This is a genomic window from Streptomyces sp. NPDC029164 (assembly GCF_055563995.1).
Map to the genome: position 1 here is coordinate 48499 of NZ_JBVHWW010000010.1, position 15526 is coordinate 64024.

16 protein-coding genes and 1 pseudogene are annotated in these 15526 nt (G+C 69.5%); 14 read left to right on the forward strand and 3 right to left on the reverse strand.

Annotated features, from left to right (window positions below):
• Positions 1 to 76 precede the first annotated feature (76 nt).
• Complete coding sequence (locus ACZ4VT_RS11915; protein WP_467948746.1) at positions 77 to 787, forward strand: MerR family transcriptional regulator; 711 nt, start codon at positions 77 to 79, stop codon at positions 785 to 787.
• Here the strand turns inward: ACZ4VT_RS11915 and ACZ4VT_RS11920 are convergent.
• Complete coding sequence (locus ACZ4VT_RS11920) at positions 769 to 1572, reverse strand: exodeoxyribonuclease III (RefSeq protein ID WP_467948748.1); 804 nt, start codon at positions 1570 to 1572, stop codon at positions 769 to 771. The genes ACZ4VT_RS11915 and ACZ4VT_RS11920 overlap by 19 nt on opposite strands.
• Positions 1573 to 1695: 123 nt before the next feature.
• Between ACZ4VT_RS11920 and ACZ4VT_RS11925 the strand changes: the two genes are divergently transcribed.
• The gene (locus tag ACZ4VT_RS11925) at positions 1696 to 2187 is read left to right on the forward strand and encodes a GNAT family N-acetyltransferase (protein ID WP_467948750.1); all 492 of its coding nucleotides are present in this window, start codon (positions 1696 to 1698) and stop codon (positions 2185 to 2187) included.
• 156 nt (positions 2188 to 2343) lie between these two features.
• On the opposite strand, the gene ACZ4VT_RS11930 is transcribed toward ACZ4VT_RS11925, so the two are convergent.
• Positions 2344 to 3708, reverse strand: a complete 1365-nt coding sequence (locus ACZ4VT_RS11930; RefSeq protein ID WP_467948752.1) for a CoA transferase — start codon at positions 3706 to 3708, stop codon at positions 2344 to 2346.
• Between the two features lie 104 nt (positions 3709 to 3812).
• On the opposite strand from ACZ4VT_RS11930, the gene ACZ4VT_RS11935 reads away from it, so the two are divergent.
• Positions 3813 to 4022: a hypothetical protein gene (locus ACZ4VT_RS11935; protein ID WP_467948754.1), complete on the forward strand. Its 210-nt coding sequence runs from the start codon at positions 3813 to 3815 to the stop codon at positions 4020 to 4022.
• Positions 4019 to 4150: a hypothetical protein gene (locus ACZ4VT_RS11940; protein WP_467948756.1), complete on the forward strand. Its 132-nt coding sequence runs from the start codon at positions 4019 to 4021 to the stop codon at positions 4148 to 4150. The genes ACZ4VT_RS11935 and ACZ4VT_RS11940 overlap by 4 nt, the downstream gene beginning before the upstream one ends.
• A 170-nt stretch (positions 4151 to 4320) precedes the next feature.
• Here ACZ4VT_RS11940 and ACZ4VT_RS11945 read toward each other — a convergent pair whose 3' ends face one another.
• Positions 4321 to 8310 (reverse strand): hypothetical protein, encoded by a 3990-nt coding sequence (locus ACZ4VT_RS11945; RefSeq protein ID WP_467948757.1) that lies wholly within the window; start codon positions 8308 to 8310, stop codon positions 4321 to 4323.
• A gap of 322 nt (positions 8311 to 8632) precedes the next feature.
• On the opposite strand from ACZ4VT_RS11945, the gene ACZ4VT_RS11950 reads away from it, so the two are divergent.
• The 10 genes and pseudogenes from ACZ4VT_RS11950 (at position 8633) to ACZ4VT_RS11995 (ending at position 15446) form a co-directional block, all read left to right on the forward strand.
• Positions 8633 to 9238 carry a DUF6461 domain-containing protein gene (locus ACZ4VT_RS11950; protein WP_467948759.1) on the forward strand — a complete coding sequence of 202 codons (606 nt, stop codon included), beginning with the start codon at positions 8633 to 8635 and terminating at the stop codon, positions 9236 to 9238.
• Positions 9239 to 9296: 58 nt separating this feature from the next.
• On the forward strand, positions 9297 to 9785 hold the full coding sequence (locus ACZ4VT_RS11955) for a DUF4265 domain-containing protein (protein ID WP_467948761.1): 489 nt from the start codon (positions 9297 to 9299) through the stop codon (positions 9783 to 9785).
• Positions 9786 to 9908: 123 nt separating this feature from the next.
• Complete coding sequence (locus tag ACZ4VT_RS11960; protein WP_467948762.1) at positions 9909 to 10364, forward strand: DUF5958 family protein; 456 nt, start codon at positions 9909 to 9911, stop codon at positions 10362 to 10364.
• Positions 10365 to 10545: 181 nt separating this feature from the next.
• Positions 10546 to 10953, forward strand: coding sequence for a hypothetical protein (locus ACZ4VT_RS11965; RefSeq protein WP_053679557.1), 408 nt, complete (start codon positions 10546 to 10548; stop codon positions 10951 to 10953).
• A gap of 34 nt (positions 10954 to 10987) precedes the next feature.
• Entirely contained in the window at positions 10988 to 12130 is a 1143-nt protein-coding gene (locus ACZ4VT_RS11970; protein ID WP_398669132.1) for a polymorphic toxin type 44 domain-containing protein, read from the forward strand.
• Positions 12127 to 12438: a hypothetical protein gene (locus tag ACZ4VT_RS11975; RefSeq protein WP_053679561.1), complete on the forward strand. Its 312-nt coding sequence runs from the start codon at positions 12127 to 12129 to the stop codon at positions 12436 to 12438. Before ACZ4VT_RS11970 ends, ACZ4VT_RS11975 begins: the two co-directional genes overlap by 4 nt.
• Before the next feature lie 51 nt (positions 12439 to 12489).
• Positions 12490 to 12771, forward strand: a pseudogene (locus ACZ4VT_RS11980) (DUF4265 domain-containing protein); the annotation flags it as partial.
• A 65-nt stretch (positions 12772 to 12836) separates the two neighbouring features.
• Positions 12837 to 13703, forward strand: coding sequence for a YwqG family protein (locus tag ACZ4VT_RS11985; RefSeq protein ID WP_467948765.1), 867 nt, complete (start codon positions 12837 to 12839; stop codon positions 13701 to 13703).
• Entirely contained in the window at positions 13703 to 14752 is a 1050-nt protein-coding gene (locus tag ACZ4VT_RS11990) for a hypothetical protein (RefSeq protein WP_467948950.1), read from the forward strand. The genes ACZ4VT_RS11985 and ACZ4VT_RS11990 overlap by 1 nt, the downstream gene beginning before the upstream one ends.
• Positions 14718 to 15446 carry a hypothetical protein gene (locus ACZ4VT_RS11995; RefSeq protein ID WP_467948767.1) on the forward strand — a complete coding sequence of 243 codons (729 nt, stop codon included), beginning with the start codon at positions 14718 to 14720 and terminating at the stop codon, positions 15444 to 15446. Before ACZ4VT_RS11990 ends, ACZ4VT_RS11995 begins: the two co-directional genes overlap by 35 nt.
• Positions 15447 to 15526: the final 80 nt, after the last annotated feature.

Below are 15526 nucleotides of genomic sequence, written 5' to 3' on the forward strand. Positions count from 1 at the left end.
AGGGTAGAGCAGCCCCGTACTCATGGGTAGGGGTCACGCAGGGAAAGTTACTGTCGGTACGCCATAAGGTGCGCCTGTGGCGAAGGATGAGACGACGGAAGCCAAGACGGAAGCCAAGACGGTGCGCGAGTACCGAACCGAGGAGCTGGCCGAAGCGGCCGGCATCCCGGTCCGCACCCTGCGCTTCTACCGCGAGCGCAAACTGCTCCCCCCGCCACGCCGCGAGGGGCGGATCGCCTGGTACGACGAGCACCACCTGGCCCGGCTGCGCACCATCGCCGCCCTGCTGGAGCGCGGGCACACGCTCGGCGGCATCGCCGAGCTGACCGCCGCCTTCGAGAGCGGCCGCGACGTGAGCCAGCTCGGCGAGCTGCTCGGCATCGGCTGGTCGGAGGAGACCCCGGTGCGGCTCACCCCGGAGGCGCTGGCCGACTACTTCGAGGGCGAGGTCACCCCGGAGAACCTGGCGGCCTCCCTGGACCTCGGCTACCTCGCCGTCGACGGCGACGCGATCGTCCACGTCAGCCGGCGGCTGCTGGACGTCTCCTCGGCCCTCGTCCGCGAGGGCGTCCCGCTGGCCGCGGTCCTGGAGACCGGGCGCCGCGTCCGCGAGCACGCGGACGCGATGGCGCTCCTGTTCACCGAGCTGATATCCACCCACATCTCGCCGTCACCGGACGCGCTCACCCGGCTGCGTCCGCTGGCGAAGAGCGTGGTCGAGGCCGAGCTGACGATGGCGATGGACCGCCTGCCGGCCTCCGCCGCCGGTCAGGAGCCCAGTTCGTAGACGACCGTCACGGGAGCGTGGTCCGACCAGCGCTCGGGGTGCGTCTCGGCCCGCTCCACGAAGGCCTTGACGGCCTTGGCGGCCAGCCCGGGCGTCGCCACCTGGAGGTCGATCCGCCAGCCGGCGTCGTTGTCGAAGGCGCGGCCCCGGTACGACCACCAGGAGTACGGGCCCTCGGTGTCGGGGTGCAGCTCGCGCACCACGTCCACGTACCCGGCCTCGGCGTACACCTTGCCGAGCCACTCCCGCTCCTCGGGCAGGAAGCCCGCGTTCTTCCGGTTCGTCTTCCAGTTCTTGAGGTCGGCTTCCTGGTGGCAGATGTTCCAGTCGCCGCAGACCACGACCTCGCGCCCGTCGGCGGCGGCCCGCACCTTCAGCGCGGCGAGGTACGTCAGGAACTCCCCCATGAACCGGTACTTCTCGTCCTGCCGCTCCGTCCCGGCCTCGCCCGACGGCAGGTAGAGGCTGGCCACGGTCACACCGGGGAGATCGATCTCGACGTACCGCCCGGCGGTGTCGAATTCCTCACTGCCGAATCCGATCCGCACCCGCTCGGGCGCCCGCCGCGTGTAGAGCGCGACCCCGGCCCGGCCCTTGACGGCGGCCGGCGCGAACACGGTGTGCCAGCCCGCGGGAGTCCGGACCTCCTCCGGAATCTGCGCTTCCTCGGCCCGCACCTCCTGGAGACAGACCACGTCGGCGTCGGATCCCTCGAGCCACGCCCCGAAGCCCTTCTTGGCGGCGGCCCGGATCCCATTCACATTCACGGACGTCACAGTGATCAAAACAAGCTCCCCACATCGCACAAAACGGGGGCAGCCTACCCGCCGGCCCCCCTGCCGGGCGTTCCCGTCTCACGGCGGACGCCGGGCCGCGGACCCGGCGGAAGCGTTCCGTACGATGTTCGGATGCCTCACCGGATCCAGCTCCGCACCGTGCCGTACGACCACCCGGACGCGGTCAAACTCAACGACCAGGTCCAGCTCGAGTACCGGGAGCGGTACGACGGCGAGGGCGATGCGACGTTCCTGGACCCGGCGATGTTCGCCCCGCCGCGCGGCCTGTACCTCCTGGCGTACGACGCCACGGGCGCCCCCGTGGCGAGCGGCGGCTGGCGCATCCAGGACGAGAACGACGAGGGCTACTCGGACGGCGACGCCGAACTCAAGCGCATGTACGTCGTCCCGGAAGCCCGCGGCCTGGGCCTGGCCCGCCGCATCCTGACGGCCCTGGAGACCGACGCCCGCGCGGCGGGCCGCCTCCGCATGGTCCTCGAAACGGGCGACCAGCAGCCGGAGGCGATAGCCCTCTACCTCTCCTCGGGCTACGCCCTGTCCCGCAAGTTCGGCCACTACCGCTTCCACGACTCCAGCCGCTGCATGACAAAGCCGCTGAAATAGCAGCCCCGCCGACGCTTGAGGCGCTCGCTCAGCCCCGCCGGCGCGAGGAGGCACTCTTCCAGCCCCGCCGGCGCTTGAGGCGCTCTTCCAGCCCCGCCGGCGTTTGAGGCACGGGGGTCTGGGGGCGGCGCCCCCAGCAGCCAAGCCGCAGGCGTCCTACCGCGGGAGCCAGACGGCGGCATCGGTCCCCCACCGCGACGGCCCCCGCTCCCACTCCCCGAAGGGACTGGCGGCGTGCCGCACCACCCCGTACCCCGACGGAGTCTCCCGCAGCCACGGCCCGGCCTCATACCCGCCACCCGCCCCCACCGCACGCGACAGATCCCGCACCAGCCACGACGCCGTCCCCGCCAGGGAGAACCGCAGCCACTGCCCACCCCCGCCCGCCAACGCCCTCAGCACACCCGCCGCCACCAGGTACCCCGTCCCGTGGTCCAGCGCCTGCGCGGGCAACACCCCGGGCACACCCCCGGCCCCCGCCCCCGCCCCCGCTCCCGCTCCCGCACAGCGCGCAGCGATCCCGTACCCGGCCTGCACCAGCGAGTCGAACCCCCGGCGCGCCGCCCACGGCCCCGTCCACCCCCACGCGCACAGCTCGGCCACCACCAGTCCCGGCCGCCGCTCCAGCAGATCCGCCGCCCCGAACCCGAGGCGTTCCAGCGCCCCCGGCCGGTACCCGCTCACCACCACGTCGGCCTCGGCCAGCAGCCCTTCGAAGACCGCCCGGTCCCCGGGCGACGTCAGGTCCAGCCGAGCCGACCGCTTCCCGAAGCCGGTGTCCGCGTACGCGTCGTCCGCCTCCGGCAGCCCCGGCGAGTCGATCCGCAGTACGTCCGCCCCCAGCAGCCCGAGCGTCCGCGTCGCGACGGGCCCGGCGATGACCCGCGTCAGGTCCAGCACCCGCACCCCCGTGGCGGGTCGACCTGACGGGGCCGCGCCGAGCGTCCGCCCCCGCGCGCCGGATGGCCGTACGCACTCCACCAGCGGCTGTGGCTCCCCGTACTCCCGCGTCACGGCGACGGCGAGTCCGCCCGCCCCGTAAGCGAGTTCCTGCACTTCGACGGCGGTCCGTCCCGCCACCGCTGCGCGCAGCGCCTCCGGTGTCGCGGACGGCAGCCCCAGCGCACGCACCAACGCGGCCCGGTGGTGCGGGTAGTTGGCGTGCGTACGGACCCATCCGTCGGCGGTCCGCCAGAACCCCGACAGCGGGGCGAAGGTCACCGGCGCGCGGCCTGCCACCCGCAGGTGCCGTTCGCTGACGAAGGCCGTCGCCACCGCGCCCTCGTCCACGACGAGGGGAGGCGCGTCCCCCGGCGCACCCCCGCCCCGCACAGCGGCGAGCTCGCCCGCCGCCAGTCCGCAGACGCTCACAGTGGCTCGCGCCAACTCCCGCACCGGCAGCGGGCCTTCTTCGAGGTCACCGGCTCCGCCGAAGCGGACTCGGCGGACGTGCTCCGGTGCTCCTCCGAGGGCCGCCCAGGCGCCCGCCGTCCCGCTGTCCCGTTCGTCACTGATCCCCATGAACCCATCATTTCCCACCTTCCGGGCCTGTGCCTCGATGTGGTTCACCCTCGGGAATTCATGCTGGCGCCAGGCGTTCCCGTAGTCATCGGGCTGCAGGCAGGATGATCACGCATGGCGCAAACCCGCTCCCCAGCGACCTCGCCGCGCTCGGCCGCGGTGTCCGCCAGCGCACCATCTACGAGCACACCGTCCGCTCCCACCAGCCCACGCTGGCCTACGTGGAGCAGATCTCGCGGGCGAGCGGTGAGGTCCGCACCCTGGACGAGGTGTTCGACCGGCTGACGAGGCGATCGCCGCGCGGCTCGGCATGAGCCCGCGCAGCGTCTCCAACCACATGCGCTGGGCGGCCGAACTGTTCGGCAGCCGCAGCCGCGCGCAGCTCGCGTACCTCATCGCCCGGAGCGGCTTCCTCGACGAGCGGGCCTCAACGGGCCGCTGAGGAGGGGCGCTTCGCCTTCCCTGAACCGAAAGGCACCACCGTGAAATACCGTGTCAACCTCGATCTCACCGCGGAACAGCGCGCCAGGCTCGACTCGGTGAACTGACCGAAGGCGAAAAGCCCGCCCGGTCGCATGACCGGACGGGCCCTTCGTGGTTTCCGGAGGTCCGTCAGGAGGTGAAGCAGCCGTTCAGGTCGGCGATCACATCGGCGGAACCGGTGTTGTTGTAGAAGGTCACCCGGCCGTCCACGACCGGGACGACCACCAGGTTGGAGACCGTCTGTCCGGCCGTGAAGTTGAGGTTCGACACGTTGGGACGCGGCACCCCGTGCGGCTGGACGATCAGGTGGCCGTCCTGCGTCGGACCGGTGACGGTGACGTTGAGGACCACCGCGGTGACCCCGGTCAGCGGTACGCCCTCGACGCCGGCGATCTGCAGGCTGACGACGCCGCCCTGGCCGACGGATCCGGCGCGGGCGCCGAGGCCGTAGCGGGTGTCGAGCAGCCGCACCGGCGAACCGGCCGAGAACGTCGACCCGGTGGCCGAGTAGTAGCCGGTGACGTCCGCGATCAGGTCTACGGAGCCCGAGTTGTTGCGCAGGTCCACCTTCCCGTTCACGACCGGCACGGTCACCAGGTTCGGGACGACCTGCCCGGCGGTGAAGTTGAGGTTCGACACCCCGGGGGCCGCCTGCCCGTTCGGGTAGACGGTGACGTGGCCGGCCTCGGTCGGACCGACTGCGGTCACGTTCATGACGACCGCGGTCACCCCGCTCGCGGGGACGCCCTTCACACCGGCCACCTGAAGCGTGACCACGCCGCCCGGACCGACCCGCGCCTTGGTGGCACCGGTGCCGTCGCGCGTGTCCAGGAACCGGGTGGGCGTGATCGGCGTCAGCGCGGAACCGGTGGCCGCCTTGTCGGTGTAGTAGCCGGTGACGTCCGCGATCAGGTCGACCGAACCGGCGTTGTTGCGCAGGTCCACCTTCCCGTTGACGACCGGCACGGTCACCAGGTTGGGCACGATCTGCCCCGCCGAGAAGTTGAGGTTCGACACCGCGGGCTTCGGCTTCCCGTTCGGGTAGACCATCACGTGGCCCGCCTCGGTCGGGTTGACGGCGGTCACGTTCATGACGACCGCGGTCACCCCGCTCGCGGGGACGCCCTTCACACCGGCCACCTGGAGCGTCACGACCCCACCGGGACCGACGCGTGCCTTGGTGGCCCCGGTGCCGTCACGCGTGTCCAGGAACCGCGACGGCGTGATCGGCACGAACCTGCTCTTGGCCGCGGTCGCCGCGGCCGTCACCGTGTACGCCTTGGGCAGGTAGCCGGGGGAGGGCACTCCCGGAGTGGACACGTAGCCGTCACGCGCGACGTCGTAGGTGCCGGGCGCCAGTCCGTTGGTGTCGACCAGTACGTCGAGCGCGGTGCCGTCGGCGTTCACGGAGAGCACCTTCATGACGGGCCTCGGATCGCCGCCCGTGTCACTGCGCACCAGGTGGAGCTTGGTGTCCAGGGTGAGCCCCGTGCCGTGCACCACGGCGTGGGTCCGGGTGCCGGCAGCGCCCGTCGCCGGGCTGATCGACGTGGGCACGGCCCCCGGCTGCGGGAGGGTGCACTCGGAGTCGCACAGGCCCTGCATGCTGTACTCCACGGGCGTGGCGCTGCGGCCGGCGCTCATCAGGAGTACGGCCTGGCCTGCCTCGGCGTTCCCGAGGGTCAGGCACCGGGCGCCGAACACGCCTGAGAACTGGGTGCACTGGAACTCGACGCCCGTACTCGTCCACTGAGCCGCACCGTGCAGGTTCAGGGACGGGTGCTCGCTGTTGGTCGTGCTGCTGTTTCCGGCGACCTTGAAGGCCTGACCGGGCTTCACGTCGACCACGCCGCAGTAGCCCGTCGAGGACTCGGAGAGCACTCCGCTACGCGCCGGGAAGCCCTTGACCGAAAGGGGGTTGGCCGTGCATTCCGGCACCCATCCGTCCGCCGTGCCGACCTGCCAGGTGTCCACGTTGGTGTGGATCGGCTTGTCCTGGTAGCCGGAGGCGAGCACGATCACGACGTACGACGCCGACCCGGTGACCCGGCAGGACAGGCCCCACTGACGGCAGGCGATCTTTCCGTTGGAGTCGACCGCCGTCAGCAGCGTCGACGGTGCGTACCGCGGGTCCGCGAGGGTCCGCGAACTCAGCCAGAACTTGTCCGTGGCGGCGCCGGTGACCCGGACGCAGCGGGCGTCCAGGGCCGAGGTCAGGTCGAAGGGGGTCGACTGGCCGGCGACCTTCGTCGAGGCGGGCGTGGTGCACTTCGCGGTCGGCGAGATGTCACGCCGGACGACCTTGTAGGTGTCCGTTCCCCAGCCGGTGAAGACGACCATGGCGGTGTACGGCACACCCGCGCTGAAAGCGCAGGTGGTGGTCGAGCTGCCGACGGTCGAGCACACGGTGGTGCCCGCGGGGTCGACGACCTGGATCGTGCCGTTCACCCTGTTCTGCTCGTTGGTGTAGTCGAGCATCTCGGCCGTGGAGTGCTTGTCGGCCGGCAGGCTCAGGCACTGCTGCCGTGCCTCGCCGCCGAGCGGGACCTCGGCTCCCCAGGACCCGTCGAACCCGGTCTGCGGCCAGGCGGCGCAGCCCGCGGCGTCGCCGGTCCGGTGGATGACCAGCCGGAACGCCTGGGACGCCGTGCCGCTCAGGACCGCGCGGAACGGGGCGGTGCCGGTCAGCTTGCAGACGGAGTACGCGTAGCCGTCCTGCTCGCACTGCTTGACGCCGGCGGCGTCGTAGACCGTGGAGGCGGCGGTGGTGCCCTCCTCGGCCGGCCGGTTGAGCAGGTAGAGGCCCTGCCCGCCGGCGGTCGGCAGGGTCAGGCAGAGCTGCTGCCCGGGGCCGCCGAAGGTGCCGGTGGCCGGACCGGCCACCAGGCCGTTGTCGTGGGTCGCGGTGCAGCCGCGGGTCTCCTTGGCGGAGTGGAACGCCATGCCGAACGCGGCGGCGTCGGTGCTCCGGGGGTCGACGGCCCAGGTGTGGTCACCGGGGGCCAGGTCGCAGGCGCCCTGCCCGCAGGCGGTGATCGCGGTGCCCTGGGCGTCGAACAGCGCGCCGTACGGAACGCTTCCGGAGGCGACCGGGGCGAACGTGTGGTGCGCGGCCTGCGCCACCCGCAGGGTGCGGCAGCGGGCCGTGGAGCTCAGGTCCGGGGCGGCCCCGAACGCCTGCGGTTCCACCACCGCGCAGCCCTCGGGCTTGGAGAGCCGGGCCACGGTGAGGTCGTAGTCCTCGGCGGTGCCGGAGCCCTGGAGCACCGACATCCGGAACGGCGCGGTACCGGTGAGCTTGCAGTCGAGGGTCTCGCCGCGGTGGCTGTCCGTGCTGCAGACCATCTTGCCGGTGGCGTCGTAGACGTCCTGACCCACCCGGTACGTGGACGCGTGGCTGCGCAGCACGTCGTTCGCGGCCAGGTCCAGCGTGTAGCAGTCGCCCGCCGAGCCGGCGGCCGGCGAGCCGTGGAACACGGTCGGGGCGCCGAGCTTGCGGTCGGCGGCGCCGACCGCCTTGCAGGCGGTGGCGGAGAGCAGCGGGACGTACGACACGGAGATGGCGTTCTCCGCACCGTAGGAGTCCGTGACCTCCAGCTTGTACGCGCCCGCCGTGCCGGTGGGGCAGCGCTGGGCGCCGCCGGCGGTGCCGGAACCGAGGACGTTCTCACAGGTGACCGCGGTGCCGTCCGGGGCCACCAGCGTGTAGTTGGCCCAGCGTTGGGTGACGACCTGGTAGAGGACGACGTCCTTCTGCTGCGGCAGCGCGAGCGTGAAGGAGGCGGTCTTGTACGGGTCGACCGTGCAGGTGACGGTCGTGTGCGGCGCGAGGGCCGCCGGGCAGGCCTCGGCGGCGTCGCTCTTGCCGAGCGCACGGACGGCGGCCTCGTGGTCGGCCTTCGGGTCCGCCTTCGGCGGGGCCTTGGGCCCGGCCGGCGCGGCGGGCTCCGCCTGCGCCGGGGCCCCGGCCCCGGGCGGCGCGGCCGCCGCGAAGGCGGATCCGGTCTGTCCGGTGAAGGCGGTCAGGACGGCGAGCAGCAACGCCCCGGAGACGACACCCGCGCGGGCGCCTCTCCCCCGCCTGTCCCGCGGTCTTCTGCCGATCGGCAGCAAGCTCATGAACCCCCCAGTCAACCCAGCCCGACCCCGGTGACCATCACGGGAGTTACGGGCAGGCGGAGTTTATCGACCAGTGGCTGAAGGGACGCAGGGGGTTTACCCGCCGGTACGGTCGGTCCCACCGGGAAAGCGCCGGAATGCAGAAGATCCCGCCCGATCTTGCGATCGGACGGGATCTTCATCGTCTGTGGGCTGTTCACGAGTACCCCTGACCAGGCACTCCGGAGGCGAATAAAGATCGCTTCCCAGACTGACGAAGATCGTTTCCCGCCCCAGCGACAGGTGTCCTCCGCTGTCAGAGGCAGAGGCGAGGATGTGCGGCATGACGAAGACCGGAGCGGACTACGCGTGGTTCGAAGACGACTTTCCAGACATCGCCGAGGCATACTGCTTCACTTTGGTGCGGGACCTCTCGCCTGCTGAGCTAGTGTCCCGGCTTGCGGGACGACCGGAAGCGCCCCTGCAGGGCATCGCCGCAGTCGTCGACGCCGCCTTCGCCCAGTACGACCTGGAGGATGGCGACCGTCAGATGGTCGCCATGACGACTGTGGGCGCCTGGACGCTGATGATCGAACCCAACGGGTACATCGGAGTCACCGAAGATCGAGCCTTGCCGGCCTCGGCCGGGGCGAGCTGGGTCTCTCACTTCGTCAACATCAATGCCGTCGGCACGTTCCTCTGGGCGGAGGACCAGGTCCTGCGACTCTGCTTCGACCCCATGTTCCCGGAGGATCGGTGGGGCACCGCACCGGACGAGCTGCTGGACGTCATGGTGCGGATCGGCTTCCACCTCGAGGACGAGACTCCGGAAACGGATCTGCCCTCACCAGCGGCCTTCGCTCTGGCAGAGCACCTGACCGGCGTGGCCATCAGTCCGGCGCTGCTCCAGGACACGACCTTCACCTGCGCCACTGTCCAGGTCCGATGACATCGCGCGACCACCCTCCCCGGGTCTGCCCTGTGAATGCGGTGTGGATGATGGCGCGGTGACGAACATCAGTGACGCCCACGTGAAGGTCCACTTCCGGATGGACGTAGATGAGGATGGCTGGCCGCCGGCAAGCGTCGAGAGCCTGTGGGCGGTGATCCTCGGCGACGGCACGGTGCGGCTGGACAACACGCCCTGGTTCGTACGCGGAGTCGCCAGCGGCGACATCATCAAGGTGGAGTGCGATGGCGACGGTGTTCTCTGGGCCGGGGAGACGGTCCGACCATCTCAGAACTGCACGATCCGGCTGATCGTGCTGAAGGACGACGGCTCAGCCGCCGCCCGGCAAAGCGTGCTGGAGGTCTTCCACCGCCTCGGCACGACCGGCGAGGGAATCGAGCAGTTCCGGATGGTGGCCCTGGATGTCCCACCTGAGGCGGACCTGCCGCGGATCCGCACGCTCTTGGAACACGGTGAAGCGAAGGAGTGGTGGCACTGGGAGGAAGGCTGTGTCACCGCTGCGTGGGAAGCCGCTGCTCCTGCCTGAGGGCAGCTGAGTTCCATCCCCAGCACGTGGCGGCCACGGGGCTGCACCCATGCCGCTTGTAATGAGTTGGTGCTCGAGCGGCTGCGCACGGCACGCTGTGGGCACGCGTCCTGACGAGGGCGGATGTGGATCCGCGCCGACGCGGCGGCCGAATGCCGCCTGATCTCCCGGGGGGCAGTGGTGAACGAACGGGACGTCCGGCTCAATGAACTCGCGCAGGGGCTGCGCCCCATGTCTGAAGGCATCAAGTGGTTCGACGACCTCGTCCCGGATGACCAGTCCGAGGTGCTGCTGTTCCTACGTCATCACTGTGCCCAGGCGCGCGCTGTCGCCGAGGATGCGCCAGAGAGCATCCGCCGTGCTGGGCTGCGCCAGACGCATACGCCCGCGGTATTGATCTCACGCGGCCGGATCGACGATCAACTGGGAAAGATCGCCGGTCTCACGCCTATCGACGAACGTCGAAAGGCGTTCCGGCTGCTGATCGCAGTCCTGGCGGTTGCCGACGAGCGGCGCCGCGAGCGCTTCTGCTCCCGCGGCTGCGGTCATTGGTGGCACAGACTACCCGTCGACGGCTGATTGGATCCGACCGCTCGGACGTGTTGCCACGACCGCGGGCTCCTGAACAACGTACGGTGCTACATCCACTTTGAGGGCTCCGGGGCGCCCGACGGCTGCTTTGGGACACCCCTGACCGCACCTCTCGCTGTGGGGCGGGGGCCGCCTATGATCCAAACCAGGGGAACAGGGGAGGATGGGCATGTCAGGAGACGCGAACAGCACCGGAACAAGGCTGAACGGCGTGGATGGTGTACCGGCTGGCCCCTTGGCTCCGGGAGGCGGGAGCGTATTCGGCTCGACGCCGGCGGAGAAGAAGGCAGCGGCAAACACCATCGAGACCGAGCTGGAGCCCAACACCAAGAAGGCTGCGGACGGTGCGAAGGACAACACGAGCGCGGCGGCAAGGAGCCTTGATGGCTGGGAGACAGCCTCCGGCCTGAAGAAGGTGACGGAGACCTGGGACCAACAAGCGAAGATGCTGATGGGACGCCTGAGCGCCGAAAAGGCCTCCCTGCGAGGGGCCTCGGGCCTATTCATGCAGAACGACGTGCGGACGGGTGACCAACTCCGCGCAGTGGGCCCGAAATCCAAGCTCGAGGGACTGTAGGGGGATCGGGCACGTGTTGACATACCAGGAAGTCATGACGACCGATCTCAGCGTCCTGACTACGGCTGCCGAAAAGTGGCAATCCATGGCCGCTGATCTGTCGAAGGTTGAAGAGCGCTACGGGGAGACGGTCCAGAAGATCACACTGGGCCAGAACTGGCTCGGGCTCAGCGTGGAAACGGCGCACACGAAGTTCGCAACAACTCGGCGCGAGTACAAGTCCGCGCAGACCGAAGCGAAAGCGGTGGCCAAACTGCTGACGGACGCGCATACCGGTTTCGCGGACCTGAAGAAAAAGGTCGAATCGGCGCGGGACGATGCGGTGGCCGCGGGCATGGCGGTATCGGCGGCGGGACGCGCCACCTTCGACTTCACACGGGTCCAGGACCCGGCGCAGGCGCGGACCCTGCGACGCGACCCGGACTTGAAGAGCGTCGAGGAGTCCTGGACCGCGCACATCGCCGCAGCGGTGCGGGCAGTGGACGAGCTCGATAAGGCGGTCAAACAGGCGCTCGAAGCCGTGGTCGTGGACGGAAACATCCTCGACGGCACCATCGGGGGGTTCAACGCCTCGGCCACTCCCGTCATCCCGCCGACGGGGTCGGCGCGGAGCGAGCAGAAGTTCACCGACGCCGAAAAGTGGATCTTCGATGAGATGAAGCGAAACGCAAAGTCGGACACGGTCGGGCAGATGCGGTCCCTGCTGGACAAACCCGAGTGGTACGAATTCGGGCGCAACTACGGTTCCGACATCAACGCAGCACTGACGATGTGGGGCGTGAAGGTGGCCCCGGGACAGGACTGGGACCACAAGCCGCAGCTCCAGGAACGGTACGACCTCCAAACGCTTGACGACTACTACTTCAAGCAGCCCGGAACGAACCGCGAAGTCTTCTACGACATCTACTCCAACGTCCACTACGGATACGTCGGCCGGGCAGCCGGCTTCGACGCGGACACCTTGATCAAGGGCGCCTCCCTTGGAGAAACGCTGCTCACCGGAGACGACGACCAAGGCGATCAGATCACGATGCGCATCGGCATCGACCTCTACGACAAGTACGGCGACAACCTGACCGAGGAACAGCTCCGGCAGGGAATCAACGACGCGATGGACCAGATGGAACAAGCGCAGCGCAACGGCGAGAACGTCCCGCAGGTCAGGAACCGGAAGTGACGCGGGGACAGTGGGGCTGTGCGGTCGCCCCCGTTGCCGGTCTGGCCACCGGTGTGCTCGGGGCGGTGCTGCTGGCAGCCGCCTGGCGTGCGTGCGACGTAGGGGTGAACGGCGCGGCCAATGGGCTTGCGCTGATCTTCTACGGAGCCTTGCTCGCGATCATGGCAGCTGTGTGGTGGGGGGTGTTCATCGGGTACGTCGGACGCTGGAACCTCACGGCCGCCCTCCTGGGCGGCACGGCCGGCGCGGCGGTCATGGTTTGGATCTTCGTGGCTCTCCTCCAGGTTCCCAACGGCTACCGCTGCTGACGAGTTCGCCCCCGACGCGGTGACGCGCCGAGCACGGCCACATCTACGGGTTCCGGAGAGACGGTCCGATCCTCGGAGAACTGCACGATCCGGCTGATCGTGTTGAAGGACGGCGGCTCGGCTGCCGCCCGGCAGAGCGTTCTGGAGATCTTCCACAAGCTCGGCACGACAGGCGAGGGCATCGAGCGGTACCGGATGGTGGCGCTGGATGTCCCACCGGAGGCGGACCTGCCGCGGATCCGCAAGCTCCTGGAACACGGTGCGGCGGAGGGCTGGTGGCACTGGGAGGAAGGGTGCGTCACCGCTGCCTGGAGGTCCATGGCCACGGACTGAGCGGCTGCGCGTGCTGGTGGAGGGCTGCCATGCCTCCGTCAGTGGCGCCGTGCATGATCGGGCACATGACACATGGTTCCCGGGACGCCCTTCGCTCCCTTGCCTTGCAGCATCTGTCGCCCGAGGATGCTGAGACGTGGATCGGTCTGCTTCGCCCTGGCGTGCGTCTTGAGGTAGCGACTGGCTGTGACGACGTGGTGGGTCGGCTCGGTGGCCTTCCAGCCTTGCCGGCTGCCTCGGAGTGGCCGGTGTGGGATGGGCATGGTCCGCTTTCCTTCATCGCCTCGATCGATTGTGCCGGGCTGCCGTCGGCTGCGCTGGACATCGACCTGCCCGAGGCGGGAACGCTGCTGTTCTTCTATTTCGACCGCCAGATGGACGACGGCGAAGCCCTCGTTCTTGCTGAGGACCGGGAGAGCTGGGCGGGCGCCCGTGTGCTCTATGTGGCAGCGGGTGAGGAGGTCGTGGAACATGGGACGCCCGCCGGAGTCGAGTCGTACCCGGTGGTGCCGCTGACCGCGCGCCTGGAGATGACGGCGGCCGAGCCCTGGCATTTCCGGATTCGGGACACATTCGCTCCAGGTGCCCCGCTCGGGAACCGGTACGACCACCCCGTCTGCTCTCAGGAGTTCCTCGACGCCCTGTGGGAGTTCGACGGCGAGGTCGGGCACCAGATCGGCGGCCATGCTCACTCCGTGCAGAACCCGGTGGAGATCGAGGTCGCGGAGGCAGTCCTGGACGGCGAGGTGTCCTGGGACGACCCGCGGCTGTCCGAAGAGGCGGGCGGTTGGGTGCTTCTGGCCCAGTTCGACAGCGAGGACGCTGCGGACATGATGTGGGGCGATGCCGGAGCGCTGTACTGGCTGATCCGTCCGGAGGACCTGGCAGAGCGGCGCGTTGAGCGGGCGATGTTCACCTGGCAGTGCAGCTGATGACCGCCAAACCTCCCGCCTGGGGAGTCCAGTACACGCTGAGCCTGCCGAGTGAGGACGCTGCCCGCACCGCTGCAACCGAGCTTTCCAGGATGGGGCACCGTCTGACGGCAGTGCGCGTCCACGATCACTTCCGGTCTGTTCCATCGAGCTTCTGGTACGGAAGACCGTCGATGGACCCGGAGCTGGAGGGGTGGTGGCAGGTCTTCTCTCTGGCCGTCTACAGCGGGTACGAGCGCATGGCTCTCGAGCCGTTCTTGCGCAGTGAACGGATTCGGGTGGCCCATGTGGCCCGTGCCCATGGCGGTTTTCAGCAGGGGTACAGCGAGGGGCATGCGGTGACCCTCGAAGGCGTCTTCGCGCGGGACGGTCTGGTTCGTGACCAGGCCGGCGCCGAGGTCCCCCTTCCCGCCCCCTTGCCTGAGGAACCCGTCAGGCCTCCGGCTGGTCCGTCGTGGAACCACGGCGGCCTCGGTGAACCTACCGCGGTGGTCCGGGCCGTGGTGGCGGCTGCGGAGCGGATCTACGGCGGGGCCGAGAACGCTCCGGAAGTCGCGACATGGCTGCTCGACGAAGAGTTCGCCTTCGGTGAGCCGTATGAGACGACGGGCGAGTTCCTCGGCGATCTCTCGAACGCGGTGGCCCATCAGGGGACATGCACCGACGCTACCGTCGAGGCGGTCCCGTTCCTTGCCGAGCTGGTCTGTGACGACAGCATCGCCGTCGGCAGCCGGTTGATGCTTCTCGACGACCTGTTGCGACTCGCAGTTTCGGGGCCATCTGCAGCCGTCTCACTGACCGACCGTACAGCTGCTCTCGGCGATGTGTGGCAGGAGTCTGCCGCCGAGTACCTGACACGGCGGGCCATCAGCAAGGAGCTACCCCAGGGTGGCCTGGGCCAACACGTTGGGGATCTGCGGGCATGCGAGGGAGCCGTCGATCAGCACGGCTCCCTGCCAGCTGCCCTGGATACCGCGGTCGGCTGCCTTGTAGTCCAGTGCGAGGCGGCACGGCATGGACGACAAGACCTTTCGCCAGCGGCTCGATGAACTGAAGCCGGTGATCGCTGAGAGGCTGCCCTACTTCCTCAAGCTCAAGCAGAACGCCGATGCCCGAGGCACCGTACGCCTGCAGTGCCCCGCCGCCGGCCCGTCCCCCTCGGTGAACTGTCCTCGCCGAGAACGCCTCCGGCCCGCAGGGCCGAGCACTTCCGGCCCCCCACAGACCGTGGTCCGGCTCGCGGATCGACGGTCCCGCGCCAGCCACCCGGCTGCCCGCCCGACCGTCCAACTCCCTGACGGCGAGTGGATCGACCCTCCGCGAAAGGACGGACTGCCCGCTGTCTGCGGCGCATCCGCGATCAGCGTGCCCGCAGACGCCGCCGGAGATCTGAAGACCGCCAAGTTCCGGCAGGACAGCCACTACCTCAGCCTGGCCTGGGAACGGATCTACAAGCCGATCCGCTCGCACAACGAGGGCCTCAACGGACGGCTCAAGGGCGCCGAGCTGAACATCGGAGAGCCCCTGCATCGCCGGGCTCCAGGGCAGGTCGCCCAGACGCTCCTGGTCGCCATCATGGTGACTGTCGGCAACCTCGACATCTTGGAGACCTGGCTCTACGAACGGACGGGCAGCCGGCTCTCCGACACCGAGTTCGAGTCCGTGCCAGCCCCGCCAGGTCTTGACCCACGCCACGTCCTGGCTCCGCTGGGCACTGGCCGACATCCGCCGGGCAACCTCTGATCGGTCAGCGACACAGCCAGACATCGTGATCACCAGCCCCGGGCAACCGGGGCCCCTTCGCATGCCCCCAGAACAGCCAG